The sequence below is a fragment of the Pseudomonas sp. DSV-1 genome (genome assembly GCF_035830915.1).
Taxonomy (GTDB): domain Bacteria; phylum Pseudomonadota; class Gammaproteobacteria; order Pseudomonadales; family Pseudomonadaceae; genus Aquipseudomonas.
Map to the genome: position 1 here is coordinate 2,976,990 of NZ_JAYMYG010000001.1, position 26,341 is coordinate 3,003,330.

Annotated in this window: 24 protein-coding genes; 7 read left to right on the forward strand and 17 right to left on the reverse strand. The window is 61.3% G+C overall.

From position 1 onward, the window contains the following. The 4 genes from nikB to VSQ83_RS13920 are packed head-to-tail and all read left to right on the forward strand — an operon-like array spanning position 1 to position 3,336. Positions 1–942: a nickel ABC transporter permease subunit NikB gene (gene nikB, locus VSQ83_RS13905; RefSeq protein ID WP_326427046.1), complete on the forward strand. Its 942-nt coding sequence runs from the start codon at positions 1–3 to the stop codon at positions 940–942. Next, positions 939–1,784 (forward strand): nickel ABC transporter permease subunit NikC, encoded by an 846-nt coding sequence (gene nikC, locus VSQ83_RS13910; RefSeq protein ID WP_219262716.1) that lies wholly within the window; start codon positions 939–941, stop codon positions 1,782–1,784. Before nikB ends, nikC begins: the two co-directional genes overlap by 4 nt. Further along, entirely contained in the window at positions 1,781–2,554 is a 774-nt protein-coding gene (locus tag VSQ83_RS13915; RefSeq protein WP_133078525.1) for an ATP-binding cassette domain-containing protein, read from the forward strand. Before nikC ends, VSQ83_RS13915 begins: the two co-directional genes overlap by 4 nt. After that, on the forward strand, positions 2,551–3,336 hold the full coding sequence (locus VSQ83_RS13920; RefSeq protein ID WP_219262714.1) for an ATP-binding cassette domain-containing protein: 786 nt from the start codon (positions 2,551–2,553) through the stop codon (positions 3,334–3,336). The genes VSQ83_RS13915 and VSQ83_RS13920 overlap by 4 nt, the downstream gene beginning before the upstream one ends. Positions 3,337–3,399: 63 nt before the next feature. Here VSQ83_RS13920 and VSQ83_RS13925 read toward each other — a convergent pair whose 3' ends face one another. Both VSQ83_RS13925 and VSQ83_RS13930 read right to left on the reverse strand, forming a co-directional pair. Then, the gene (locus VSQ83_RS13925) at positions 3,400–4,500 is read right to left on the reverse strand and encodes a polyamine ABC transporter substrate-binding protein (RefSeq protein ID WP_219262713.1); all 1,101 of its coding nucleotides are present in this window, start codon (positions 4,498–4,500) and stop codon (positions 3,400–3,402) included. Between the two features lie 2 nt (positions 4,501–4,502). Then, positions 4,503–5,321: a carbon-nitrogen hydrolase family protein gene (locus VSQ83_RS13930; protein ID WP_326427047.1), complete on the reverse strand. Its 819-nt coding sequence runs from the start codon at positions 5,319–5,321 to the stop codon at positions 4,503–4,505. A gap of 93 nt (positions 5,322–5,414) precedes the next feature. Here VSQ83_RS13930 and VSQ83_RS13935 point away from each other — a divergent pair, with 93 nt between their 5' ends. After that, positions 5,415–6,197 carry a response regulator transcription factor gene (locus VSQ83_RS13935; protein ID WP_133078521.1) on the forward strand — a complete coding sequence of 261 codons (783 nt, stop codon included), beginning with the start codon at positions 5,415–5,417 and terminating at the stop codon, positions 6,195–6,197. Positions 6,198–6,299: 102 nt separating this feature from the next. Beyond that, complete coding sequence (locus VSQ83_RS13940) at positions 6,300–8,039, forward strand: dipeptidase (protein ID WP_326427048.1); 1,740 nt, start codon at positions 6,300–6,302, stop codon at positions 8,037–8,039. A gap of 109 nt (positions 8,040–8,148) precedes the next feature. Here VSQ83_RS13940 and VSQ83_RS13945 read toward each other — a convergent pair whose 3' ends face one another. From VSQ83_RS13945 to VSQ83_RS13960, 4 genes are all read right to left on the reverse strand, one after another. Then, positions 8,149–9,249 carry a DmpA family aminopeptidase gene (locus tag VSQ83_RS13945; protein WP_133078519.1) on the reverse strand — a complete coding sequence of 367 codons (1,101 nt, stop codon included), beginning with the start codon at positions 9,247–9,249 and terminating at the stop codon, positions 8,149–8,151. Positions 9,250–9,338: 89 nt separating this feature from the next. After that, complete coding sequence (locus tag VSQ83_RS13950) at positions 9,339–10,439, reverse strand: polyamine ABC transporter substrate-binding protein (RefSeq protein ID WP_326427049.1); 1,101 nt, start codon at positions 10,437–10,439, stop codon at positions 9,339–9,341. A gap of 371 nt (positions 10,440–10,810) precedes the next feature. After that, a complete protein-coding gene (locus VSQ83_RS13955; protein ID WP_326427050.1) occupies positions 10,811–12,235 on the reverse strand; it encodes an FAD/NAD(P)-binding protein in 1,425 nt (474 codons plus the stop codon). Positions 12,236–12,329: 94 nt separating this feature from the next. Next, positions 12,330–13,730, reverse strand: coding sequence for an LLM class flavin-dependent oxidoreductase (locus VSQ83_RS13960; protein ID WP_219262709.1), 1,401 nt, complete (start codon positions 13,728–13,730; stop codon positions 12,330–12,332). A gap of 319 nt (positions 13,731–14,049) precedes the next feature. On the opposite strand from VSQ83_RS13960, the gene VSQ83_RS13965 reads away from it, so the two are divergent. Continuing rightward, positions 14,050–15,276 (forward strand): acyl-CoA dehydrogenase family protein, encoded by a 1,227-nt coding sequence (locus VSQ83_RS13965; protein ID WP_326427051.1) that lies wholly within the window; start codon positions 14,050–14,052, stop codon positions 15,274–15,276. 1 nt (position 15,277) lies between these two features. Here VSQ83_RS13965 and VSQ83_RS13970 read toward each other — a convergent pair whose 3' ends face one another. The 11 genes from VSQ83_RS13970 to benA form a co-directional block, all read right to left on the reverse strand. Then, positions 15,278–16,261, reverse strand: coding sequence for an ABC transporter permease (locus VSQ83_RS13970; protein WP_133078515.1), 984 nt, complete (start codon positions 16,259–16,261; stop codon positions 15,278–15,280). Beyond that, the gene (locus tag VSQ83_RS13975) at positions 16,258–17,253 is read right to left on the reverse strand and encodes an ABC transporter permease (RefSeq protein ID WP_219262707.1); all 996 of its coding nucleotides are present in this window, start codon (positions 17,251–17,253) and stop codon (positions 16,258–16,260) included. The genes VSQ83_RS13970 and VSQ83_RS13975 overlap by 4 nt, the downstream gene beginning before the upstream one ends. Continuing rightward, a complete protein-coding gene (locus VSQ83_RS13980) occupies positions 17,240–18,784 on the reverse strand; it encodes a sugar ABC transporter ATP-binding protein (protein WP_326427052.1) in 1,545 nt (514 codons plus the stop codon). Before VSQ83_RS13980 ends, VSQ83_RS13975 begins: the two co-directional genes overlap by 14 nt. Next, positions 18,781–19,785, reverse strand: a complete 1,005-nt coding sequence (locus VSQ83_RS13985; protein WP_442800232.1) for a sugar ABC transporter substrate-binding protein — start codon at positions 19,783–19,785, stop codon at positions 18,781–18,783. The genes VSQ83_RS13980 and VSQ83_RS13985 overlap by 4 nt, the downstream gene beginning before the upstream one ends. A 142-nt stretch (positions 19,786–19,927) precedes the next feature. Beyond that, positions 19,928–20,872 carry a catechol 1,2-dioxygenase gene (gene catA / locus VSQ83_RS13990; RefSeq protein WP_326427053.1) on the reverse strand — a complete coding sequence of 315 codons (945 nt, stop codon included), beginning with the start codon at positions 20,870–20,872 and terminating at the stop codon, positions 19,928–19,930. A gap of 42 nt (positions 20,873–20,914) precedes the next feature. Continuing rightward, positions 20,915–21,205, reverse strand: a complete 291-nt coding sequence (catC, locus tag VSQ83_RS13995; protein WP_133078511.1) for a muconolactone Delta-isomerase — start codon at positions 21,203–21,205, stop codon at positions 20,915–20,917. 48 nt (positions 21,206–21,253) lie between these two features. Continuing rightward, complete coding sequence (locus tag VSQ83_RS14000) at positions 21,254–22,372, reverse strand: muconate cycloisomerase family protein (protein WP_219262704.1); 1,119 nt, start codon at positions 22,370–22,372, stop codon at positions 21,254–21,256. A gap of 35 nt (positions 22,373–22,407) precedes the next feature. Next, positions 22,408–23,169: a 1,6-dihydroxycyclohexa-2,4-diene-1-carboxylate dehydrogenase gene (locus VSQ83_RS14005; RefSeq protein WP_133078509.1), complete on the reverse strand. Its 762-nt coding sequence runs from the start codon at positions 23,167–23,169 to the stop codon at positions 22,408–22,410. A gap of 22 nt (positions 23,170–23,191) precedes the next feature. After that, positions 23,192–24,202 carry a benzoate 1,2-dioxygenase electron transfer component BenC gene (benC, locus tag VSQ83_RS14010; RefSeq protein WP_219262703.1) on the reverse strand — a complete coding sequence of 337 codons (1,011 nt, stop codon included), beginning with the start codon at positions 24,200–24,202 and terminating at the stop codon, positions 23,192–23,194. A gap of 70 nt (positions 24,203–24,272) precedes the next feature. After that, complete coding sequence (gene benB, locus VSQ83_RS14015) at positions 24,273–24,761, reverse strand: benzoate 1,2-dioxygenase small subunit (RefSeq protein ID WP_133078507.1); 489 nt, start codon at positions 24,759–24,761, stop codon at positions 24,273–24,275. Beyond that, the gene (gene benA, locus VSQ83_RS14020) at positions 24,758–26,116 is read right to left on the reverse strand and encodes a benzoate 1,2-dioxygenase large subunit (protein ID WP_326427054.1); all 1,359 of its coding nucleotides are present in this window, start codon (positions 26,114–26,116) and stop codon (positions 24,758–24,760) included. Before benA ends, benB begins: the two co-directional genes overlap by 4 nt. Between the last annotated feature and the right edge of the window lie 225 nt (positions 26,117–26,341).

The following is a 26,341-nucleotide window of genomic DNA, read 5'->3' on the forward strand; positions in this document are numbered from 1 at the left end:
ATGCTGCGCTATATCATCCTGCGGCTTGTGCTGCTGATCCCGGTGCTGCTGGGGGTGTCGTTGATCGTCTTTGTCCTGCTGCACCTGGGCAACGGCGACCCGGCACTGGACTATCTGCGCCTGTCGCAGATCCCGCCCACCGACACCGCTCTGGCCGAGGCGCGCCATGCCCTTGGCCTTGACCGCCCCCTGCCCGAGCAATACCTCACCTGGCTGTGGAATGCCCTGCATCTCGATTTCGGCATTTCCTATATCACCGGGCGCCCGGTGCTCGACGACATCCTCTATTACCTGCCTGCCACTTTGCAGCTGGGTGGCCTGGCCCTGCTCACCACGCTGGTGATGAGCATTCCCCTGGGCCTGGCGGCTGCCCGCTGGAAAGGACGCTGGCCCGATCAGGTGGTGCGTTTCATCACCTTTATCGGCGTGTCGATGCCCAATTTCTGGCTGGCATTTCTGCTGATCGCCATGTTCTCCCTGTGGCTGGGCTGGTTGCCTCCGATGGGCCGGGGCAGCCCGCAGCATCTGCTGATGCCGGTCCTGGCCATTGCGCTGATGTCGATGTCGATCAACGCCCGCCTGCTGCGCGCCAGCCTGCTCGACGTGCGCCAGCATCGTCATGTGTTTTACGCCCGGGCCCGTGGCCTCAATGAAAAACGGGTGTGGCGCGACCATATCCTGCGCAATGCCTGGATGCCGCTGGTGACCGCCACGGGCATGCATATCGGCGAGTTGCTGGGCGGTGCACTGGTGATCGAAACCATCTTCGCCTGGCCCGGTGTCGGGCGCTTCGCGGTCAGCGCGGTGCTCAATCGCGACTTTCCGGTGATGCAGTGCTTCACCCTGCTGCTGACCACGCTGCTGGTGGTGTGCAATCTGGTGGTGGACATCTGCTACGCCTGGCTCGATCCACGTACGCGTCTGTCGGGGGTGATGGCATGAGCGCAATAGCTGCGGCTTATACCCGCAAAAAACACGGCCTGCGCATCGGTTACGTACTGGTGGCCCTGTTGCTGGTGATGGCGCTGCTCGGCCCCTGGCTGGCGCCTTACGACGCGACCCTGGTGAATCTGGACGACCGCCTGCTGCCCGCCAGCGCCAGCCATTGGCTGGGCACCGACCACCTGGGGCGCGACGTGCTCTCGCGCCTCATCGTCGGGACGCAACTGTCCCTGGGCAGCGTGGTGCTGGTGCTGGGCCTGGTGCTGGTGCTGGGCGTGGTCATTGGCGGTATCGCGGGCATCGTCGGCGGCAAGGTGGACATGTTCCTGATGCGTCTTTGCGACATGTTCCTGACCTTCCCTACTCTGGTGCTGGCGTTCTTTCTGATTGCCTTGCTGGGCACCGGCCTGACCAACGTCATCATCGCGATCGCCCTGTCCCACTGGGCCTGGTATGCGCGAATGGTACGCGGCATGGTCCTGGCCCAGCGCAATCGCGACTATGTACTGGCTTCGCAACTGGCCGGTGCTTCACGCCTGACCCGCCTGCGCCAGCACGTGATGCCCAACGTCGTGGGGCAGTTGCTGGTCCTGGCGTCGATGGACATCGGCCATATGATGCTGCACGTCTCGGGCCTGTCCTTTCTCGGTCTGGGCGTCAGCCCGCCGACGCCTGAGTGGGGGGTGATGATCAACGACGCCAAGGAGTTTATCTGGACCCAGCCGCAGCTCCTGCTCTGGCCCGGCCTGATGATCTTTATCTCGGTCATGGCCTTCAACCTGCTGGGCGATGCATTGCGTGACCGGCTCGACCCAAGCGTACTGGCGGAGATCAAGGAATGAAGCACACATTGACCATTCGCGACCTGACCCTCAAGCACCAGCAACGCACCCTGGTTGACCGGGTGGAACTGACCCTCAAGGCTGGCCAGGTGCATGCGCTGGTGGGCGCCAGCGGTTCCGGCAAGTCCCTGACCAGCCTGGGCATCCTCGATTTATTGCCCCCCGGTGTCCACAGCAGCGGCGCAACCTTGCTGCTGGACGGGCGCCCGGTTGAAGCCACGCACTTGCGCGGCCGTGAAGTGGCGCTGGTGCTGCAAAACCCGCGCAGCGCCTTCAACCCGGTGCGCTCATTGCGCCAGCACGCACTCGAAACCCTGCAGACCCGTGGCCTGGGAGGCGCCGAGGCCGAGCGGCTAATCCAGACCACCTTGCACGAAGTGGGTTTGCACGATGATCAGCGGGTGCTCGACTCATTCGCCTTTCAACTGAGCGGCGGCATGCTGCAGCGGATGATGATTGCCCTGGCCCTGCTGGCCGACAGCCGCTTTTTGCTGGCCGACGAACCCACCAGCGATCTGGATGTTGTGGCCCAGGCCCGCTTTCTCGACCTGCTCGAGCGGCTGGTGGAACAACGCAACCTGGGCGTGCTGCTGATCACCCATGACATGGGCGTCGTCGCGCGCTGCGCCGACCGGGTGAGCGTCATGGCCAACGGGCGGATTGTCGAGCATGCCGGTGTGCATGAGCTGTTCAACGCACCGCAAAGCAAGGAAGCGCGCACGCTGCTGGCGGCGCATCACTCATTGACCCTGGAGGGCTGCGCGCCATGAGCTTTATTCAAGTACGCGACCTGAGTCACGGTTATACCGCTGGCGGTTTTTTCAGCAAACGGCATCGAGTGCACGTGCTCGACGGATTGAATCTGGACCTGGAGCAAGGCCAGAGCCTTGGCCTGCTGGGGGGCAGCGGCAGCGGCAAAAGCACATTGGCGCGCCTGCTGATGGGCCTGGAAACCGCCGATCAGGGCAGCATCGTGTTCAATGGCCAGCCGCCGTTTTTGCAAAGCGTGCAGATGGTATTCCAGGACGCCCTCAGTGCCTTCAACCCCCAGCGCAGCATTGGCTGGAGCATTGCCGAGCCTCTGCGCCATCTCAGCACAATGTCTACCGAGTCGTGCAAGGCCCGGGTTGAACACCTGTTGCAGCAGGTCCAGCTGGAGGCCCGGGACATCGACAAACTCCCCGCGCAACTGAGCGGCGGCCAACTGCAGCGCGCCGGGATTGCCCGGGCCATGGCGATCGGGCCTCAGCTGATTATTCTCGACGAGGCCCTGTCCAACCTTGATCGGGTGCTGCAAGTGCAGATTCTGGATTTGCTGGCACAAGTAAGGCGCGACTGCGGCACGGGTTTTTTGCTGATTACCCATGACTTGAGCCTGGTGCAGCGCTTTTGCCAGCGAGTGGTGGTATTGGCCGAAGGCAAGCTGGTGGAGGACATGCCTGTTACCCCGCAGATGCGCTTTACCCACCCGGCAGCACGGACCTTGCAAGAAGCAGTGCTGCCGGCGATGCCGAGGGCGAGCAAAGTCTGTCGCGAGACGGCGATTCTGTAGCACTCCTGTGGGAGCGGGCTTGCTCGCTCCCACAGTGATGATGAAGCTCTGGTTTTGTGAGGCTCACGTCCCGCTTTTAACCTTGCTCCATACCCGTGTCCGTACCCGCTCAAGTTTCAGGGGCAGCGGCTCAAGCGGGAACAGCGTCTGCATGACGTCCTTGCCGGGGTAAATTTCCGGGTTGTCACGGATTTTTTCGTCTATCAGCGCCCTGGAATCCTGATTGGCATTGGGGTATTTGAGGTAGGTCGAGGTCTGCGCAATCACCTGCGGGCGCAGCATGTAGTTGATGAATGCCAGGCCCTGCTGCGGGTTGGGCGCGTCCTTGAGCAAGACCATGCTTTCGACCCAGATCGGCGCACCTTCGCGAGGAATGCTGTAACGGATGTTTCGCCCATTGCCGGCCACTTGGGAGGCGGTCTTGGCGTCCTGCACCCCGCCTGCCCAACCCACCACCACACACACGTTGCCATTGGCCAGGTCCGTGATGAATTTGGACGAGTCAAAGTAGCGAATGTAAGGCCGCAGCGTCAGCAGCAAGGCCTCGGCCTTCTGGTAGTCCTGGGGGTTGGTGCTGTTGTAGGGCAGCCCCAGGTAATGCAGGGCGATAGGGATGATTTCACTGGGAGCGTCCAGCATCGCCACGCCACACTGGCTGAGCTTGCTCAGGTTCTCGGGCTTGAAGATCAGGTCCCAGGAATCGACCGGCGCATCCGCCCCAAGCACGGCCCTGACCTTGTCGACGTCATAGCCCACCCCCGTGGTGCCCCACAGGTAAGGCACGGCGTAGCGATTACCCGGATCGTTACTCTGCATCTTGGCCAGGATGTCCGGGTCCAGGTGTGAGCGATTGGGCAACTGCGCAGGGTCCAGCTCCTTGAGCACCCCGGCCTTGATCAGGTTGGGCAGCAGATCCCCGGTGGCGACGACAACGTCATAGCCACTGCGCCCGGCCATCAGCTTGCTTTGCATCACATCGCTGTTATCGAACACGTCGTACATCGAGCCGATTCCACTTTCGGCCTTAAAGTTTTTCATCGTGTCGGGGGCAATAAAGTCGTACCAGTTGTAGATGTTCACCTGCTGTTGCGCCGCAACCGCGCTCGCGAGGCTGCAACTCAACACCGCGGCCAGGGCCAGGCGCATACCGTTTTTATTATTCATGTTCAGGCTCCGATCAACAGTTCGCGACGACCGTCTGCATGTTCGAGCTGTGTGCCCGACAGCAACAAACGGCGATCCTTGAGGTAGTCGTAATCACGGCGGGCAGCCTTCAGCTGATCAAAATCCAGCGCCACCACCTGGCGATTTTCTTCGCGCCCGGCTTCAACCAGCACCCGCCCAAACGGGTCGACCGCCATGCTGCCACCCGCAAACACCAGCCCGTCGTCCCCTGCCCCTACGCGGTTGACCATCACGGCGAATGCCTGGTTTTCCTGGGCGCGGGCCATGATTGCCGTGCGGTGCACAGGGCCATAGGGATCCATGTTGCCGTTGGTGACGATGATCAGTTCGGCCCCCAGTTGCGCCAGGGCCCGGCTGGTTTCCGGCAGTTCTATGTCGTAACAGATCAGCAGGCCAACCCGAACGCCCTGCCACACAACGGTGGTAAAACGGTCGCCAGGGCAGAAGTCGCCACGTTCCGACGGCCAAAGATGGGTCTTGCGGTAGTGCAGCGCGATCCCCTCGGGCGTCACCAGTACCGAGGTGTTGTAGAACGTGCCCTCATGGACCTCGGCAATCCCGACCACCACACCGACACCACGCTCCCGTACGGCCTGCAACACAGCGTGCAGAGTCGGACCGTCCAGGGGCTCGGCCACCTGCGCCAGCTGTTGGCCGCCGACAAATCCGGTCAGGTGGGTCTCTGGAAACACCAGCAAATCCGTATCGCCAGCGCAGGTGGCGATGGCATTCAATGTGCGCGACAGGTTATAAGCGGTGTCGCCGTCACGGCCAGCCAGTTGCACCATTTCAATGTTCATCTCAGGTCCTTTTACCCAGGGATGAGCCGAGTATGGTGCGCGGCACAGCGCCTTTAAATGACTTCGATGGGGTAACACCCAATGGGTAGTGAGATGAATCTGACGTTGCAGGATGTGGCTTGGCATGACGCGGTGGGCCGGGTGATCGAAACCCTCGACCAGCCCAATTTCTGGACGGCGCTGGTGCGTTTGCTGGGCCGCTATGTGCCCGTGGACAACTGGGTGGTGCTGATCTATAGCGCGGGAAAACCGCAGGTCCTGGCCGAATCCCCCGGCGAAGACGGCGGTATGGATTCACTGTTCCAGGATTATCTCAAGGGCCTGTACCTGCTGGACCCGTTCTACATTGCCAACCGCGAATCACCGAAAAGCGGGCTGTTCCGGCTGCAGGACGTGGCCCCGGAATGCTTTGAACAGACCGATTACTACCAGCGCTACTTCCGCCTGAATATCGTCACCGACGAGGTGCATATCAATGTGCAACTCGACAATGAACGAACCCTGAGCCTGTCACTGGGCAGCCAGTGCCGGTTCAGCCTGGAACAGACCGCATTGCTGGGGCTGGTACAGCCTTGGGTGGCCGCACTGATGCGCCAGCGCCTGGTGTTCGAGCGCGAACCCAGGGAGGCAGCAGAGCTGACACCCAACTGGCAAAGCCGCCTGGAAACCGCTACCGAGCAGTTGAGTACACCCTTGACCGCACGGGAAATGGAGGTGGGGCTATTGCTGCTAAGCGGCTGTTCGAACAAGGAAGTTGCCCGAAAACTGGCGATTTCCGCAGAGACGGTGAAGGTGCATCGCAAGCACATGTACAGCAAGCTGGGAATCAAGTCACAGTCCGAACTGTTCTCGCTGTTTTTACAGGCGCAGGAATAAAAAGCACCTACCGTTGCACTTCCTTGCAGTGTAAGTTTGGAAATGTTTTGTTTCATTTGCCTCCATTTCCACCCCACTGCCCGCAAAGGAATGCCCCACACCATGCACTTTCCACTTAAGCACCTGGCCGCCGCGACATTGATGATGGCCAGCCTTGCGGCGTTCAGCACCGCTGCCCACGCCACCATCACCCCGCAACAGAGCGCGACCATCCTCAAGACCTTCAGTGAAACCCCGGTCACTGACTTCAGGCATTTTCTGGGTGCGCTGGCCAAGAGCGATCTTGCCAGGGCCGACAACCTGCAGCCGACCCTCAACGCCTTTCTCGACAACAAGGCATTGACCCCTGAGCAACAGAACGAAATCTATCGTCTGCTGGGCCTCTACACGCGGTTGAAATACGGCAAGGAGGCCACCCAGACCCTGCGAGAGCTGGTTGCCATCCCGACCGTCAACCTGGACGGCGTGCCCCAGTACGAGAACCCGCAATTCATCAAGATCGCCGACAAGATCAAGGGCCTTGCCCAGGCCTTCGACCTGAACTTTCGCAATGTCGACAACCGCGTCTATGAAGTCACCCTGCAAGGCAGTGGCGATGAAGTGGTCGGTATTCACGCCCACGCCGACGTGGTGCCGGTAACCCCGGAAAACTGGGTGCTCAAGGACGGCACAAAACTCGATCCGTTCAAGGTCACCCTGATTGGCGATCGCATGTACGGTCGTGGCACCGAGGATGACAAAAACGGCATCGTGGTGGCGATGTACGCCATGAAAGTGATCAAGGAGGAGAAGTTGCCGCTGGCCAGAAACTTCAAGCTGCTGATCGACACCACCGAGGAAACCTCCGGTGACGCCATCCCCTATTACTTCGAAAACAACCCGGTCCCCAACTACAACCTGGCGCTGGATGGCGGCTACCCCGTAGTGATCGCCGAGAAAGGCTACGGCACGGTCATGGCCACATTTGCGCGGCGTAACGCCGAGGGTCAGGGCGCGGAAATCATCTCGCTCACGGGCGGCATGGCAACCAATCAGATCCCGTCGACCTCGGTCGCCACCCTGGTCACGGACACGCCTGAAGAGCTGGCCGCCACATTGAATAAAGCCGGTGCCGACTACGCCAGGCGCAATGGCGGGAATTTCGAAGTGAGCGCCAAGGTGGTCGGCAAGGATGTCGTGCTGACCGTCACGGGGGTGTCTGCCCACTCCTCAGAGCCCGAGTCCGGGGTCAATCCGGTGGCAAGGATGCTGGACTTCATCAGCAGCATTGATGGCCAGGTCGCCCTCAAGCACAACCACGTTACCGATGCCGCACACTATGGCGCCGAGAACTGGGGCCTGGACTACGAAGGTGGCAAGTTGGGGATTGGTTTTGCCGACGGGTTCATGGGGCCGCTGACCACGTCACTGACGTTTGTCGGGCTGGATGACAAGGCCCTCAAGCTTGCCGTGAACCTGCGCGTGCCCAAGGGCAAGTCCCCGCAGGTGCTCAAGGAGCAGATTGCCGGGAAGCTGGATGCCTGGAGCAAGAGCAAGCAGGTGGCGGTGACGTTTGACTACACCATCGCCGAACCGATGTACCGCAACCCGGAGGGTGAATGGGTCAAGGCGCTGCTGGCCGTAGCCAGCGAAAACCTCGGCATGGAACACACCTTCGGCACCTCGGCGGGTGCGACATCGGTCCATGAACTGCCCAATGGCGTGCAGTTCGGTCTGGCCATGCCCAACGTCAAGTACACCGGCCATACCGACAACGAGTTCAAGACGGTCGAGCAGTTCATGCTGGACTTGCAGATCGTCACCGAAATGATGGCTCGCGTCGGGCAATTGCCGAAGCTCTGAACCAATATCCCGCCCCCGACCGTAGTCGCTGCCGAGGCACGAAGGCTGCGATTGGCGATGTATATCGCTAAAGGCTCGCAGCCTTCGTGCCTCGGCAGCGACTACAGGCTCAAGGTGCTTTCCAGCCCACCTGCCTGAGCGCCGCCAGCAATCGCTCAGGCTTGAGCGCCAGCACCGTATGGCCACAGCCTGTCAGGTCATCGGCGCCCAGCATGGCATTGAGAATGGCTTCTTCTACCGCATCGGCCGCTGCCACGAACAGCGGCGAGATGTAGTCGTTGTTGACCATCTGCAACGCCGTTGTCGGCTCACCCGGATGACCGAAGTTGGCCGCTGGCAAGTTCTGGTTGCCCACCGCAAAGGCAATGAAGATATCGCCGCTGGAGTCCTCGGTTCCTCCCCCCACCCGCGCCAACCCGACACTGGCACGCTGTGCAAGACGGGTGCACTGATGGGGCAACAAGGGCGCGTCGGTGGCAAGGGTAATCACGATCGACCCCATGCCCGGCACGCCGACATTGACCCCGCTTTTGAAGGGCGATGGCACGTCATCCAGCACCGTGCCGACCGGGTAGCCGCCCACCCGCAAGGCTTCACGCACGCCGTAGTTGGCCTGCACCAGTGCCCCTACCGTCCAGCCCCCCTGCTCCGGACTCAATACCCGTGATGACGTGCCGATCCCGCCCTTGAATTCGTGGCAGATCATTCCGGTACCGCCCCCGACGTTGCCCTCTGCCACAGGCCCGGACTCGGCCGCTTGCAGGGCAAGTTGCAGATGCTCGGCAGTCACGTGCTGGCCCCAGATATCGTTCAACGTTCCGTCGTAGGTCTCCAGCACCACGGGCATGCACCAGTAGGTATGTTGCTTGCCCATCTCCCGCTCGGCAGCTACCAGCGCATCGCGAACCACGCCAACACTGTGGGTGTTGGTGTAGGCAATGGGCGAGGTCAGCAAGCCCGCCTCCCGGATCCACTCCAGCCCCGTGGCGTCACCGTTGCCGTTGAGCACATGCACGCCTGCAAAACACGGCTGCAAATGGGTGGCTCCGGCCCGGGGCTCAATCACGGTGACACCGGAATGGATGGAAACCCCATCGGTTTCAACATTGAGCGTGTGATGCCCCACTCGCACACCCGGTACGTCGGTGATGGCGTTGTACACGCCCGGGGTACCTGAACCGATAGTGATGCCAAGCTCTCGGATACGCATGGTGCTGTTCTCGTCGTTCGATTAAGTGCCCCCAGTTTAGGAACCCGGCAGGCACTTGACGATAACCCCCATTCACTACCCCTGAGGGGTTACTTGTCCGACTTGATACTGGTCCAGACCCGGGTGCGCACCCGTTCCATTTTCTGCGGCAGCGGCTGCACCACATACAGGGATTCCAGCGCCTCGCTGGTTGGGGTCAGGTTCGGATTGGCGGTGATGTCCTTGTTGATCAGCGTCAGGGAGTCCTTGTTGGCATTGGGGTAGCCAAGGAAATCACTGATCCCGGCAATGACCTTGGGCTCCAGCAGGTGGTTAAGGAACTCGTGGGCCTCTTCGACATTTTTCGCGCTTTTAGGGATGGCGAAGGTGTCAAACCAGATCGGCGCGCCCTCTTTGGGCAAGCGCCAGTCGACCACGACACCGTTACCCGACTCTTTGGCGCGATTGCCGAACTGGTAGAAGCTGCCCGAATAACCGATGGCCACGCAGATGTCGCCATTGGCGATATCGGTCATGTACTTGGCCGAGTTGAAGTAGGTCACGTAGGGGCGGATCTTGAGCATCAGCTCCTTGGCTTTTTCATAATCGGCCGGGTTCTGGCTGTTGGGGTCCAGTCCCAGATAATGCAGCGCCAACGGCAGGATTTCCGAGGGTGAATCGAGCATCGCCACGCCGCAGGATTTCAGCTTGGCCATGTTTTCGGGCTTGAACACCAGATCCCAACTGTCCACCGGTGCATTCTCGCCCAGCGCGGCCTTGACCTTGGCCGGGTTGAAGCCGATCAGCACCGTGCCGTACATGTAAGGCACCGCGTACTGGTTGCCAGGGTCATTGGTGTCCAGCAACTTGAGCAGGGCCGGGTCCTGGTGCTGCCAGTTGGGCAGCTTGGACTTGTCCAGTTTCTGGAACACTCCCGCCTTGATCTGGGTATCGAGAAACTGATTGGACGGCACCACCAGGTCATACCCCGAGTTGCCGGTCAGCAGCTTGGCTTCAAGGGCTTCATTGGTGTCGAAAGAATCCCAGGTCACCTTGATGCCCGTCTGTTTGGCGAAGTCCTTGGGAACGGACGGCAGGATATAGTCCGCCCAGTTGTAAACCCGCAACTCGCGCTGTTCGGCATGTACGCTGGTGGCCAGCAGCGTGAGCCCACAGACAGTGGCGCCCAGTAAGCATTTCAGAGTGTCCATGGATCAGTTCCCCAGGTTCGGCGTGAGATCGATAGTTGTTATGTTCTGTACACGGCAGAGGCCTTTAGAAGGCCGAGGGTAAGGACGAAAGGATTTGTTGTTATTTGAGTGGTGGGGTTGATTCTTGCCGACAGCCAGAACCGATCACAGAGGGAGGCAGGCCAAAAGGGGATTTATATGGCCATTGTGCGTGTCCGATTCTATGTCCGGGACGCAGATTCAGGGGCTAGCGCAAGACCTGCAGGAGCTGGCTTGCCTGCGATGCTGAGGACGCGGTCTTTCAGCCGTACCGCGTAGATGCCATCGCGAGCAAGCCCGCTCCCACAGGGATTTGTGCCAGACAGTGAATGCGGCCGACGCGGTCTGTCAGGTCAAAACTCTATTGCCAACCGATTGGCCAATGCCTTGGCTTGTAGTGCAACGTCCGTCACCGCAGTGCTTTCCCACCACATGCCACGCAACGGTGGGCCCATCGCAAACAGCCTTTGTCCCGGCTCGCCGTCGGCATTCAAAACCGCTCCGCCCGCGTCGGCGGCAATGCCCAGCCCCAGGTTGCCGGGCCGTATCAACCCACGCTGCAGCAGTTGCCGGGGCAAGGCTTTATCCACACGGCGCCAGTCGTACTCGATGCCGGTGGAGTTGATCAGCCCATCCCCTTGCACCCACACCGCTTCAGTTTGCCCACGGTAACGCAGTCGAATTCGAAGGCCGGCACTGTCTACACCTTGCAGGGACGCGGCACGCACCGTCAGCCGACCTTCCTTGAGCAGCCGTTCCAGCAAGGCATTGCCCTGGGGCGGCGAACGATGGTGATGGCTTTCCCACCAGGGCCGGGCATGCCGCACAAATTGACGGCGCTGTGCATCACTGGCCTGGCTCCAAAGCCTTGGAATGTGCACCCGGACAGTGTCCAGCGGCGCCTGCCAGTCGATACCCTGCGCCTGCGCCAGCGCACATTGACGACGCAGTTCGCGCAGCAACTGCAAGGGGCTGCGCAGCTCCGGCGACAGGCTCAGAAAATCCTCCCAGGCGGGCGGCTGACGGCGCACATGGGGCAACAGGCCGTGACGCGAATACACGTCGAACGGCCCGCGATGACCCGCCTGGTCAAGGGATTCCAGGGCATCGATCATGGTCAGCCCCGAGCCGATGATCAGCACCCGGGCATCCGTCGGCAGTGCTCGCAATGCTTCGACATTCCACGGGTCCAGTGCCGCAGCGTTAAGGCCGCTGGACTCGCGCTGGGCCGTACGGGCCGCCGGGAACATGCCGGTTGCCAATACGGCCACTGCGCCCTGCCACCGGGCCCCCTCCTTGAGCGTGACCCTCACGCCGTGCTCCAGGGTTTGCAGGTCGATCACTTCATCGCGCACATGGGTCAGGCTGGAGCCATTCGCCTCGCCGATGATCAGTGCCTGCGCCAGACGCTGCTGGGCATACACGCCGAACAGCCCGCGGGGCGGGAACAATTCGCTGGCCGGTAGATCCTGGGCACCCGACTCCGGCCAGCCGCCGTCATCAAGGTGGGCCTGCAACCAACGTGTCAGGTCATCGGCATCATCGGGCTCGATGCTCATGCGCGCTGCATTACCGTTCAGGGTATGCCCCAGTTCGGTGGCGCTGTAAGCCTCGCCCCGGCCCAGCTCGGGCCTGGGCTCCACCAGCACGATGCGCCGGGCGCCGGGTAAGCGCAGCAGTTGCATGGCTAACAAGGTGCCGCTCAGGCCACCGCCCACAATCAATACATCGGCCTCACGGATGGCAGGAGTTGCCTGTCCGGTTTGCGGCTCACTCATGGTTACTCACTCGTTCTTGAAGTTATTAAGCGCTGAACGCAGGATCGATCACCCATGCTGCGTTCAGCTCACCCGCTGTGTCCAGCGCCGGGCTTCAGGCCCGTTGTTTTTCCTGGGCCCGATTAAGCTCGCCCAGGTTGCGATAGCCCGCCCCCGGGTGTCCTTCAGCCAGGCGGGGACCTTCGCCAAACAACTTCTCGCGCAGGGTGCCCGGGGCGTACTCCTTCTTGTACACACCGCGCTTTTGCAGCTCAGGCACCAGCAAATCCACGGCATCGATAAAGGTCTCGTGGGTCACCGCATAAGCCAGGTTGAAGCCGTCCACATCAGTCTCGGCCACCCACTCTTCGAGCAGGTCAGCCACGGTTTCAGGGCTGCCGACAAACAGCGGTCCGAAACCGCCGATGCCCACCCAGTCCGCCAGCGCATTGGGGGTCCAGAGGGTGTTCGGATCGGCCGTGGAGAAGGTTTCGACGGCGGACTGGATCGCATTGGTGTGCACGTGCTTGAGGGGCTCGTCGGGCTTGAACTGGCTGAAATCGATCCCGGTCCAGCCACTGATCAAGGCCATTGCACCTTCGTAGCTGACATAGCTTTTGTATTCTTCGAACTTGGCCTTGGCCAGTGCATCGGTCTCGCCGAGGATCACGGTCTGCAGGTTGAAAATCAGAATTTTCGAGGGATCGCGCCCCGCCTCGGCGGCACGTCGACGAATATCGGCGACGGTTTTTTTCAGCAGCACCTTGGACGGCGCGGCCACAAACACACACTCGGCCTGCTCGGCTGCGAACTGCTTGCCCCGGCTGGAGGCGCCAGCCTGATAGAGCACCGGCGTACGCTGCGGCGAGGGTTCGCACAGGTGGATGCCCGGAACCTGGAAATGTTTGCCGTCGTGGCGGATTTCATGGATTTTGCTCGGGTCACTGAACACCCGCCGTTCACGGTCACGCAGGATGGCGCCCTCTTCCCAACTGCCTTCCCACAGCTTGTAGCAAACCTCCAGATACTCCTGGGCATAGTCATAGCGGGCATCGTGCTCGGTCAGGGTTTGCTGGCCGATGTTCTTGGCACCGCTTTCAAGGTAGGAGGTGACAATGTTCCAGCCCGCGCGGCCCTTGGTCAGGTGGTCAAGCGTCGACAGGCGCCGGGCAAAGGGGTACGGATGCTCGAACGACAACGACGCGGTCAGGCCAAACCCCAGGTGCTCCGTCACCAGGGCCATTGGCGGGATCAATTGCAGCGGATCATTGACCGGCACCTGTGCGCCCTGGCGGATCGCCGCATCGCCATTGCCGCGATACACGTCATAGATCCCCAGCACATCGGCGATAAACAGCCCGTCAAACTTGCCACGCTCCAGGATCCTGGCCAGGTCGGTCCAGTATTCAAGATCCTTGTACTGCCACGAGCGGTCACGGGGATGGGCCCACAGGCCCGGGGACTGATGGCCGACGCAGTTCATGTCGAAGGCATTCAAACGGATTTCACGGGACATCGAATTGCTCCTGACGCTACACATTGCAGGCGCTGTTGCACAGGCCGTGCCGGTTCTACGCCTGCTCTGCGGGAGCGGGCCTGGTCGAGATACGGGCGCCGCGATCCTTGAGTTAAACCGCGGCGATACCCCCGCGAGCAAGCCCGCTCCCACAGGGGTATTCGTGAGGGTGGCTGTGCTGTTTTCGTACACCTTGGCTTTTAACTGTTGGCCAGCAGTCAGTTGGCTTGAGCGAATCCCAGGCTTTGCGGGCTTGTCGCCAACGGCACAAACCATGCAATCCCCCATGACAGGAATCTTCCATTTCAGGAGAACTGCCATGACCGCTTCACCTCTGTCCGCGGGTACCGACTACGAAACCCTGGCCAATCGCTTTCGTCCCTTGTTCCGCAAAATCGCCGCCGGCAATGTTGAACGCGAACACGCTCGCGAGCTGCCCTACGAGCCCATTCGCTGGTTGAAACAGGCCGGTTTTGGCGCAATCAGAGTGCCCGTCGAGTATGGCGGTGCCGGTGCGTCCATCGGTCAATTGTTCCAGTTGCTGATCGAGCTGGCCGAAGCCGACTCCAACATTCCACAATCACTGCGCGGCCATTTTGCGTTTGTCGAAGACCGCCTCAATGCACCTCCTGGCCCGTTACGCGGGGCCTGGTTCGCACGCTTTGTGGCAGGTGAACTGGTAGGCAATGGCTGGACCGAGGTCGGCGCGGTCAAACTGGGGGAAATCCTCACCAAAATCCCCCCCCACGGTGAGAACTACCTGCTCAACGGGGCCAAGTACTACAGCACCGGCAGTATCTTTGCCGACTGGATCGATGTGTACGCCCAACGCTCCGACAACGGCGCCGACGTGATTGCGCTGGTGCATGCAAGTCACCCCGGCGTGACCCAGAGCGATGATTGGGACGGCTTCGGGCAGCGCACCACCGGCAGCGGCACCTCGCAGTATGTGGATGTCCCCCTGAGCGCCGAACACGTGATTCCCTTCGAGACGCGGTTTAAATACCAGACGGCGTTTTATCAATTGGTGCTGCTGGCCGTACTGGCGGGCATTGGCCGTGCCGTGGAACGGGATATTGCCCAAGAGGTTCGCGAGCGCAAACGGGTGTTCAGCCACGGCAATGCCGACACCGCCAGTGGCGACGCCCAGATCCTGCAGGTGGTCGGGCAGATATCGGCCCAGGTGTATGCGGCCGAAGCGGCTACCCTGCGCTCGGCGGAACCTCTGCAACGGGCCTATGTAGCGCGACTGGCCCAGGACACAGACGCCGAGCGCCAGGCCAACATCGATGCCGAAATCGAGACGTCAAAAGCTCAGGTCGTGGTGTCGGAGTTGATCCTGCGGGCGACCAGCGATCTGTTCAACGCCCTGGGGGCTTCAGGGGTCAGTGTGAGCAAGGCGCTGGATCGCCATTGGCGCAATGCCCGCACGGCAGCCTCCCACAACCCGTGGATATACAAGGCACGGATAGTCGGTGACTGGGCCGTCAACGGGACTGAGCCACTGTATGTGTGGCAGATCGGCAATAGCCTCAAGGCCGGATAGATCACGACGAGTGCCCCAACTGCAGGCGGCGGCTGGCGAAACTGAACGCCAGCACCAGCAAAATCAGCGCGCCGGTCGCCACCTGCTGCCAATAGAAGTTCCAGCCAATCAGCAACAGACCATTGGCAATCACATTGATGAACAACACCCCCAGCAACGTGCCGGGGATGTTGGCGCGCCCGGTTCGGCTCAGGGTGGTGCCCATGAACACCGCTCCAATGGCATTGATCAAGAACGCATTGCCCGACATCGGCACGTAGGCGTTGACCGTGGAACTGAGCACAATCCCGGCCACGGCACAGGCCAGCGCACTGGCGATAAACACCTTGAGGCTGATCACGCGGATCGACAGCCCCGAGTAGCGCGCCAGTTGCACCTGGGTGCCAACCGCCAGGATTTCTCGCCCCAGTCGCCCTCGGGCCAGTATCACCCCGTACCCCACCGCCACGCCCAGTACCAGCCACAACGGCAGCGGCACCCCCAGCCACGTCATACCGGTGAGCCCCGGCAAAACACTCTGCGCAATGTAGATCGGCTGCCCCCCTTCAGACAGTAATTGCTGAACGCTGATGCCGATAAACAACGTACCCAGGGTTGCCAGAAACGGCGTAATGCCAAGACCTGCGATCAGCCCCGCATTGAAGCCGCCCACCAGCACCCCGGCGAGCAAGGCTGCGGGTATCGCAATGGCCAGGCCATGACCGCCATTGAGCACCACCACAAAGGCCAGGCTGGCGAAGTCCAGCGCCGTGCCCACCGACAAGTCGATCCCCCCTGCCGCCACCGCCCAGGTCATGCCGATGGCAATTATCGCCAGCAGCACAAAGTTGTTCAGCAGCAGGCTGCTCAGGTTGCCGAGGGTCAAGAACCCCGGCGCTGTCGCCGCGAAAAACCCAACGATCACGACGATCAATAGCGGCAGGATCCCCCGCAATGCGCGGGATAAAAACAGCGTAGACACGGGCGTTGCAGCGAGCGTGGTCATTGTCCGCCCTCCTCTGTGCGCAAGGCGCTGGACATGGCCACCACCACTAAAATAAGGACCCCCTGCACACCATTGACCCAGAAGCTGGCGATGTTCAGCAGTTGGAAACCGTTAATCAAAAAACCCAGCAACAGCGTCGCCAACAACGTGCCGGGGATGTTCGCCACCAGCCGCCTTGAAAACACCACCCCCAGAAAAGCGATGGCCACGACCGAGAGCAGCATTTCCCCGGAACCCGTGGTGCTGCCGCTGAAATACGCGGCCGAGCAAAAGGCGGCAATGGCGGCGCACAGCCCCGCGATCAGGTAACTGGAAAACACGTAGCGGCCCACCCCCAACCCGGCGGCCCGTGCCGCCTCGGGGTATTCGCCTACCGCGTACAAACGCAATCCATAAGGACTGTGCTGAATCAGCAGGCCCAGCAACAACGCCACACCCAGCAGCACCCAGGCCAGCGCAGGCACCTGCAGCCACTCGCCATTGGCCAGGGTGTCCAGCAACGCCGAATCGGTGGGCAACACGCTGTTCTGGGTCAGTACCAGCTCCAGCCCGGCAATCAGGTTCATGCTCGCCAGGGTTGCGAGCAGTGGCGGCAGGCGCAGCACCACCACGGTAAAACCGTTCAGGGCACCGACGGCCAGCCCGCAGAGCAAGGTCAGGCCAATCGCCTCCCCGGCCTGCAGTCCCGCGTTGTTCAGGCTGCTGTAGACCGCCGCACACAGGCCCAGATTGGCCGCCAGGGACAGATCGAGACCGCCCGAAACAACGTTGGAGCCACCGCCGATCACCACGCAGGTGAGGCCAAAGGCGAGGATACCCAGGATCGCCGACTGGGCAAACACGTTGGCAATGTTGCCCGGGCTGAGAAAGTTGGGCGCGCTGACCGCGAACACCGCCAGAATCAGCAGGAACGCCAGCAGTGAACCCCGGCGCAGCACCAGCAGGCCCAGCCTGCGCACTAAAGGCCGGGCGAGGATTTCAGACGACGGCATGTTCAGGCTCCCGCTCGGAAGAAAGGCACGGGGCGGACAACTCACGGGCCCCTGTGGCGCAGGCCAGCAAACGGTCGCTGTCGACCTGGCGTGCATCGAACTCACCGGCCAGGGCCCCACGGTGCATCACCAGAATCCGGTCGGTAATACCCATCAGCTCCGGCAAGTCCGAGGACAGCACCAGCACTGCCGCGCCTTGCTGGGCAAGGCGGCCGATCAGGCGATAGATCTCGACCTTGGCCCCGATGTCGACCCCCACACTGGGCTCGTCAAGCAGGTACACCGCGCAGCCGCGACCCAGCCATTTACCCAGTGCGACTTTTTGCTGATTGCCGCCACTCAGTTGCCGGACCGGGGCGTCGCGGCCCGCAGTCTTGATACCCAGTTCAGCGATCAGTCGTTCGCTTTCCCGGGCCTCGGCCGCGTGGTTCATCAGGCCCCAGCGGCTGAACCGCGAAAGCCCGGCCAGGGTCAGGTTTTCAAGCACTGACAGCAGCGGCGCTACCCCGTGGCTGCGGCGCTCTTCAGGGACCAGCGCAATGCCTTTGCGAACGGCGTCGCGGGGGGACTTGAGGCGCACAAGGCGCCCCTGCAAGTGCACACTGCCACGGTCGGGCTGCACCAGGCCGAACAGGCTTTTAAGCAGTTCCTTGGCACCGGAACCCACCAGTCCGGTCAGCCCCAGCACCTCGCCCCGGCGCAGGCTCACATTGATGTCGTGATACGCAGTACCCAAGCCCAAACCCTTGAGTTCAAGCACCACCTCACCCGGCTTGACCACATCTTTGGGGTACATCTCGCCGACGTCGCGATTGACCATCAGCCGGGCAATCTGCGTGGTCGAGGTGGTACGCGGATCGACCACCGCCACGGCCCGACCATTGCGCAGCACCGTAACCTGATCGCACAGGCTTTCGATTTCCTGCAGGTAGTGAGAGATATACACAATCGTCAGGCCTTGATCGCGCAAACGACGAATGATTGCCAACAGCTGATCGACTTCGCGCTTGACCAGGGACACGCTGGGTTCGTCGAACACCAGTATTTTGGGCTTGGCCAGCAAGGCCCGGGTAATTTGCAGAATCTGACGCTGCGCACTGTCCAGCTCGCTGACGAGTGCGCCCGCCGGGAACTCCAGATCAAAGTACTCACGTAACAGCCGTGCCGCCTCACGGTCCTGGGCGCGGCGCCGGACAAAAGGGCCGCACCTGAGTTCATGACCAAAGAACAGCGCTTCACCCACGGTAAAACGGGCGGGCAACAGACGCTCCTGATGAATGAAATGTACGCCCAAGGCCTCGACCTGACGCGGACTCAACGCAGTAAAGGGCTGCCCGTCGATCGCCAGCGTGCCGCTGTCGGCCCGGTGGATGCCAGCCAGTACCTTGATCAGGGTCGATTTGCCGGCGCCGTTCTCACCCACCAGACCGTGAATCGAGCCGCACTCGACCCACAGGTCTACGCCGTCCAGCGCCTGGGTAGGCCCGAAGCGCTTGGCGATACCCTGCAGATGCAGCGCGGGGGGAGTCACTGGTCGCCTCGCAGACGTTGCACCTGCTCAAGGTTGGCCGCGGTAGTGAGCAACGTCGGGACCTGGGTTTCCTTGGGCAAGTCATGCTGCCCGGCCAGATAGCGCGCCACATTCTGCACGGCGGTTTTACCGATCAGTGCCGGTTGCTGGGCCACCACTGCGCCCACCGGTGAGTCCTCGCGCTTAAGCAGCTCAAGCACTTCAGGCGTGCCGTCGACACCATAGGTTTTGATCTCCGTGCGCCCGGCGTCCACCAGCGCCTTGCTGGCGCCCAGTTGGGGAATATCCCAGGCGGACCAGATCGCGGTGACGCTGCCCTTGGGGTATTTGTTGAGCAGCGCGCTGACCTGGCTGTAGGCATCCTGCACGGTGTTGGGGATCACATCCCGCAGTTCGGGGTCGATGATGTTGAGTTCAGGATGATCCTTGAGGGCCAGCTTGAGCTGGTCATAACGGATCGCGCACACCGGCACGCCATAGAAACCGTTGAACACCAGAATATTGCCCTTGCCACCGCTGTCTGCCACCAGTTGCCCGGCCAGGTTTTTACCCGTGGCGACATTGTCCGAAGTGGTGTTGTTGAGGCTGTATTGCGAGGGTGCGTCGATGGTGAACAGCGGTATACCGGCTTTGCTGATGCGCTTGAGCCACGGGTCAATCACACTCAGGGTGCCCAGGGTCTGGATCACGGCATCCGGCTTTTGCGTCACCACCGTCTGCAGTTGCGTCACCAGATTTTTATCATTGCGCCCGGCATCCAGGGTGATCGGCGTGCCGCCAAGGTGCTTGACCTCCTCGACCTGCGCTTCAAAGGCTTTCACATCGAAATAATGACTGGTGCCCGTCATGCTGATGGCGATGCGTTTGCCGGCCAGCGAAGGGACATCGCTGTCATCGGCGCTGGCCATTGTCGCAAGCCCTGTACTGACGACGGCCAGGGTCAGGGCTTGCCAGAGTCGGCTACGACGAATGAGCGGTTTGTTCGAAGCGGTTGCAGGCATGGGTGTGGTTCCTGAAGTGTTTTTTCAGGAACATTGCACAGACCATGCCGCTGTATCGATTCACCTTGCGGGCCCGGATTCAGGGCTCGTCCGGGGGGGATTACCCGCCTCCGGAGTGCCCGGATTCACGCCTGGGTGTTGCTCAACTGTTGCTGGACGAACAGTCTTCCTGCAACGCCCGCGGGCGATGGCTGCGCAACTCGGCTGCCGGGGCGGCGGCCTGCTGCAGCTGGAAGTCGAAGGCAAGTTCGGCATATCGCCCCGTCACATCACGGGCGCCATCGTCGCGAAACTGCACTTCGCCCACCAGACCTTCACGGGTGGCATAGGCAAAGTCGTCCCACAGGTACTTGTCGCCCGACAGGTTGATCTGGGTCGTCAGGTGCCGATGGCCGGGGGCCGAGATAAAGAAGTGCACATGGGCCGGACGCTGGCCGTGGCGCCCCAGCAGATCCAGGCATTCCTGGGTCGGCCCCTGTGGATCGCAGCCGTAGCCCGATGGCACGATACTGCGGGCGCGATAGCGACCTTCGGCATCCGTGATGATGCGCCGACGCAGGTTGTACTCAGACTGGCTCTGGTCAAAAAACGAATAGGTCCCCTTGGTGTTGGCGTGCCACAGGTCGACCGTGGCGCCAGCCAGCGGCTTGCCCTGGGTGTCGAACACCTGGCCTTCGAGGAACATCACAGTGGCGACACCCTCTTCACTGCCGTCGTCCATCCGCGCGTGCCCTTCGGACAGCGGCGCACCGGCCACGTACAGCGGGCCTTCGATGGTGCGAGGCGTGCCGCCGACCTGACCGGCCTGTTCATCCTTGGCGTCCTGCAACAGGTCGATAAAGTGCTCGATGCCCAGGCCTGCTACCAACAGACCGGCTTCCGAGCGGCCGCCCAGACGGTTGAGGTAGTCCACGGACTTCCAGAATTCGTCCTCGGTGATTTCAAGGTCTTCGATGATTTTTGCGCTGTCCTGCAGCACTCGCAGGATGATGCTTTTGAGACGCGGACTGCCATTGTCGCTGCCAAAGCCGGCGGCTTCTTTGAAGAAGCTCTGGATACCGTCAGTGTGGGATATTTTCACGGTCATGGGGCTCACCTTATCTTGTTCTTGTGCGAGGGAATGAAAGGGTTAGCGGTCGTCGTCATGGATCGAGGACGGGTGGCGGCAGAGCCCTTCTATCTCGATATCCATGTAGGGGAAGAGCGGCAATTGCAGCAGCGTGTCGTGCAAGGCCTCGACGCTGGCCACGTCAAATACGCTGTAGTTGGCGTAGTGCCCGGCAATGCGCCACAGGTGGCGCCACTTGCCTTCCTGTTGCAGGCGCTGGGCCAGTTCCTTTTCGTCGGCCTTGAGCGTCGCGGCCTTGGCCGGGTCCATGTCGAGTGGCAGGTTCACGGTCATTTTTACGTGGAAAAGCATGGGGGGGCTCCTTGAAAATCATTAATGCGGGTTTGGAAAGGACAAGTGTCAGCGGCTGAAGCGCGCCAGGCGTTCTTCGTCCAGCATCAGGCCCAGACCCGGGGTACGCGGAATGTGCAGCTCAAAATCCCGGTACTGGGGCGCCTCGGTCACGATGTCTTCGGTCAAAAGCAACGGCCCGAACAGTTCTGTGCCCCAGGTCAGTTGCTTGAGGGTGAGGAACGCATGGGCTGATGCCAGCGTGCCCACCGAACCTTCAAGCATGGTGCCGCCGTACAGGGCGATACCCGCAGCTTCGGCGATGTGCGCAGTACGCAGCACGGCGCGAGGGCCGCCGTTTTTGGCGATCTTGAGGGCGAATACGCTGGCCGCGCCGTCTGCCGCAAGGCTAAAGGCGTCTTCGACACTTTCGATGGACTCGTCGGCCATGATCGGCGCCGGACTGCGCTGGTTCAGGCGCACCTGGCCCGAGCGGTTGACCCGTGAAATCGGCTGTTCAATCAGGTCGATACCGTTGTCACCCAGCACCTGGCAGCCCCGGATGGCCTGGGATTCGTCCCAGTACTGGTTGACGTCGACGCGCACGCTGGCCCGGTCGCCCAGGGCCTTTTTAATGGCGAGCACATGCTTGAGGTCTTGCTCCAGCGGGTTGGCCCCAATCTTGAGCTTGAAGATCCGGTGACGGCGCACATCCAGCATCTGCTCGGCTTCGGCGATATCCCGGGCGGTGTCGCCACTGGCCAGGGTCCAGGCCACTTCCAGGCTGTCACGTACCCGACCGCCCAGCAGCTCGCTGACCGGCAGCCCCAGGCGCTTGCCCTGAGCGTCCAGCAACGCGCTTTCGATCCCGGACTTGGCAAACGTATTGCCTTTGGCAATCTTGTCCAGGGTCTGCATGGCGGCATTGATATTGTCCGCAGGCTTGCCCACCAGCATTGGCGCGAGGTGCGCATCAATGTTGGCCTTGATGCTTTCCGGGCTCTCGTACCCGTAGGCCAGGCCGCCGATGGTGGTGGCTTCGCCGATACCTTCGATGCCGTCGCTGCAACGCAGGCGCAGGATCACCAGGGTCTGCTTGCGCATGGTATGCATCGCCAGCGTGTGCGGGCGGATGGTGGGCAGGTCGACGATCAGGGTCGTCAGGCTTTCAATCAGGACTTGGTTCATTTCAGTCTTCCCGTCAGGTACTTGATACCGGCCCTTCAGCCGAGGTCGCCGCCGCCGACCGGCAGGGTTACGCCGGTGATATAGGAGGCTTCGTCGCTGGCCAGAAACAGGATCGCGCCGACCTGCTCATCGAGGCTGGCGTAGCGTTTCATCAAACTGCTGTCCAGGGTCTGGTCGACGATTTGCTGGTACCAGACTTTCTCGTCCGGGGTTTGCTCGGCGTCATTGCGCGCAATACGTCGCGGCGGTGCCTCGGTCCCCCCCGGTGCGGTGGCATTCACCCGAATGCCGCGCCCGGCGTTCTCGAACGCCAGGCAGGCAGTCAGTGCATTCACTCCGCCCTTGGCCGCGCCGTAAGGCACGCGGTTGACACTGCGGGTGGCGATTGAAGACACATTGACGATTGCGCCACGGCCCTGTTCCAGCATGTAGGGCAGCGCCGCATGGCAGCACCACAGGGTGGGGAACAACGAGCGGCGCACTTCAGCCTCGATTTCTTCGACCTGATAGTGCTCGAACGGCTTGGCCCAGATGGTGCCGCCCACGTTATTGATCAGCACATCGAGACGGCCAAAGGTTTTTACCGCCTCAGCCATCACCCGAGCGCAGTCGGTGTACTGTTCAAGGTCGGCCGTCAGGGTGAGCACGCCCTCGCCCTGCAGCTCGAAAACCAGTTCAGAACGATCCACCGCAATGACCTGCGCGCCTTCGGCCAGCAAGCGTTCACACACACGGCGTCCGATGCCTTGGGCTGCGCCGGTAACCAGCACGACCTTGTTGTCGAATCTGTTGTTCATGGCAACCTCGGTTAAAAAGGAATCAAGCGGCAGCGGCGAATTTTTCGTAGTAGAAATTGGCCGGTGTAATGCCTTGCTCACGGATGTAGAGGTTGACTGCCTCCACCATCGGCGGCGGGCCGCACAGGTACACATCGACATCGCCCTGGTTCAGATGGCATGGCTCGATATGCTGGGTGACGTAGCCCTTGAGCGGATGCTGACTCTGCGGGTTGGCCACGCAGGCACTGAAGCTGAAGTTGGCAATGCGGGCGCTCAGGGCCTGCAGGCGGTCCATTTCAACCAGATCAAAGTCGTTGCTCACGCCATAGATCAGATGCACCGGGTGCGGGCTGCCCTGCTCGGCGATTTTTTCCAGCATTGCGGTAAACGGTGCCAGCCCCGTGCCTCCGGCCAGCAGCAACAGCGGGCGCTGGATCTGGCGCAAATAGAAGCTGCCCAGCGGCCCGGCCAGGGTCATGCTGTCGCCCGCCTTGGCAATCCCGGTCAAGAAGCTGCTCATCAATCCGCCAGGCACATTGCGAATCAGGAAACTGACCTCGCCATCCTTTTGCAGCGTGCTGAAGGAGTAAGCCCGCGACTGGTCGCTGCCCGGTACATTCAAGTTGACGTATTGACCCGGCAAGAAGGCCAGACTGCTCAGGGACTCGCCCTTGATCGACAGCGCAATGGTGCTCTCGGACAGCTGGCGCACATCGCTGATGCTCGCTTCAAAACTGGCCTGCTGGGTCTTGCACACTGTCGAAGAAGCGGGCACACGCAATACGCAGTCGCTGGCAGCACGCATCTGGCAGGTCAGCACGTAGCCCTGCTCGACTTCATCTTCACTCAGCGCGTCTTCGATATAGTCGTCGCCCAGCTCGTAGCGCCCGGCTTCGGCAAAGCACTTGCAGGTACCGCAGGCACCGTCGCGGCAGTCCAGCGGGATATTGATGCCCTGGCGGTAAGCCGCATCGGCGACGGTTTCCTGGCTGTTGGCTTCGATAAAACGGGTAACGCCGTCTTCGAAATTGAGCGCAATTTGAAAGCTCATAATGTACCTCGCAGGCGATGCCGGGCCGCAGGTGCCCGCAGGCACCTTCAGGCACGCATCACAGCGTTGATCAGATGTGGTATATGTCGATGACCTGACGCACGTAGTCGTTCTTGAGCACTACTTTCTTGGCCTTGATCAGCGGCTGGGGGCCGCGCAGGTCGAGGGTGTAAAAGCTGGTGCCGAAGTAGCTGTCAGTGGTCTTGTAGCGAAAGCTCAGGGTGTGCCAGTTGAAGCGCACTTGGCACAGCCCGTCGGCCTCGTCGACGATCTCGATATTGCTCAGGTTGTGGGAGGTGCGGGTGTCGGGCATGGTCGCACTGGAGCGCTCGGTCTTGATCCGGAACACCCGGTCTTCCAGGCCGCCACGGCTGCCGTACCAGATCAGCGAAATTTCGCTTTGCGGGTCTTCGGTCAGGGTGTCGTTGTCGTCCCAGCACGGCATCCAGAAACTCGCATCGGCGGCGTACAGTTCCAGCCATTGATCCCACTGGCCGTCGTCCAGGTAACGCGCTTCGCGATACAGAAATTCGCACACCATTCCATAGAGGCTGTTCATTGCACGGCCTCCACGGGGATCAGCCCAGGCTCGCACGCCGTGGCCTTGAGCATGGTTTCCTGCCAGTACTTGTGTTGCAGCACAAACAGGCCTTCATCTTCGGTACGAACGCCGGACAGCAAGGGCTTGAGGTCGATTTCCAGGGCACCGGCATCGGCACCTTCGACCCAGTGCTCGGCACCGCGAGACATATCGTTCCAGCCGCGACCTGCGCCGTAACCGGTCTGGCAGGAGCGGAACTCTTCCAGGTCATCCGGGGTGGCCATGCCGCTGACGTTGAAGAAGTCTTCGTACTGGCGAATACGCTTGGTGCGCGCTTCACTGCTTTCGCCCTTGGGGGCGATGCAGTAAATGGTGATCTCGGTCTTGTCGACCGAGATGGGCCTGGCGATGCGGATTTGCGAGCTGAACTGATCCATCAGGTAGACGTTGGGATACAGGCACAGGTTGCGCGAGTTATCGATCATCCAGTCGGCGCGGGCCTGGCCGAAGTCCCGTGACAGCTCGTCGCGGCGCTCGTAGGCCGGGCGATCCTGGGGGTTGGCCCAGCGGGTCCAGAGCAGCAAATGGCCGTGATCGAACGAGTAGAAACCGCCACCGCTCTTGGCCCAGCTACCGGCGCTCATGGTTTTGATTTCTTCACCGGCTTCACGCAGGGTGCGCTGGTTTTGCGTGGCGGCGTAGTTCCAGTGCACGGAGCTGACGTGGTAGCCATCGGCGCCGTTTTCGGCGGCGAGTTTCCAGTTGCCTTCGTAGATATAGGAACTGGCGCCGCGCAGTACTTCCAGGCCATCGGCGGACTGGTCGACGATCATGTCGATGATCTTGGCCGACTCACCCAGATGTTCGGCCAGGGATTTGACGTCAGGGTTGAGACTGCCAAACAGAAAGCCGCGATAGGACTCGAAACGGGCAACTTTGGTCAGGTCGTGGGAACCTTCGCAGTTGAAACCTTCGGGGTAGCCGGCCGCGCTCGGGTCCTTGACCTTGAGCAGCTTGCCGCTGTTGTTGAAGGTCCAGCCGTGGAACGGGCAGGTGTAGCTGGCACGATTGCCGGTCTTGTGCCGGCACAGCATGGCGCCGCGATGGCTGCAGGCATTGAGGAAAGCGTTGAGCTCACCGGCCTTGTTGCGCGCGATAAAAATCGGCTGGCGCCCAATGGTGGTGGTCAGAAAGTCGTTAACGTTGGGGATCTGGCTCTCGTGGGCGAGGTAGATCCAGTTGCCCTCGAAGATGTGGGTCATTTCAAGTTCGAAGAGATCAGGGTCGGTAAACATCTCGCGCTTGCAGCGGTAGACGCCCTTGTCCTTGTCTTCTTCAAGCATGGCATTCAAGTAATCGATTCCCAGGGACATGGCCAGGGCCTCCGTTGTTATTGTTCAGGCCCGGTCAGGTTAGGGAGTCGATTCGAGAAGCAATATCCGTTTACTGCGGATCGTTATCCGATTAGTGCGCAGAGCTCTGTCACTACGTAGCCGCTGACGAGCTCCGCGAGGCTGCGATCGGGCACGCAGCGACCGCAAAACCATTCAATCCGATGCTTCAGATGCACCGCGATCATGCCGATCGCAGCCTTCGTT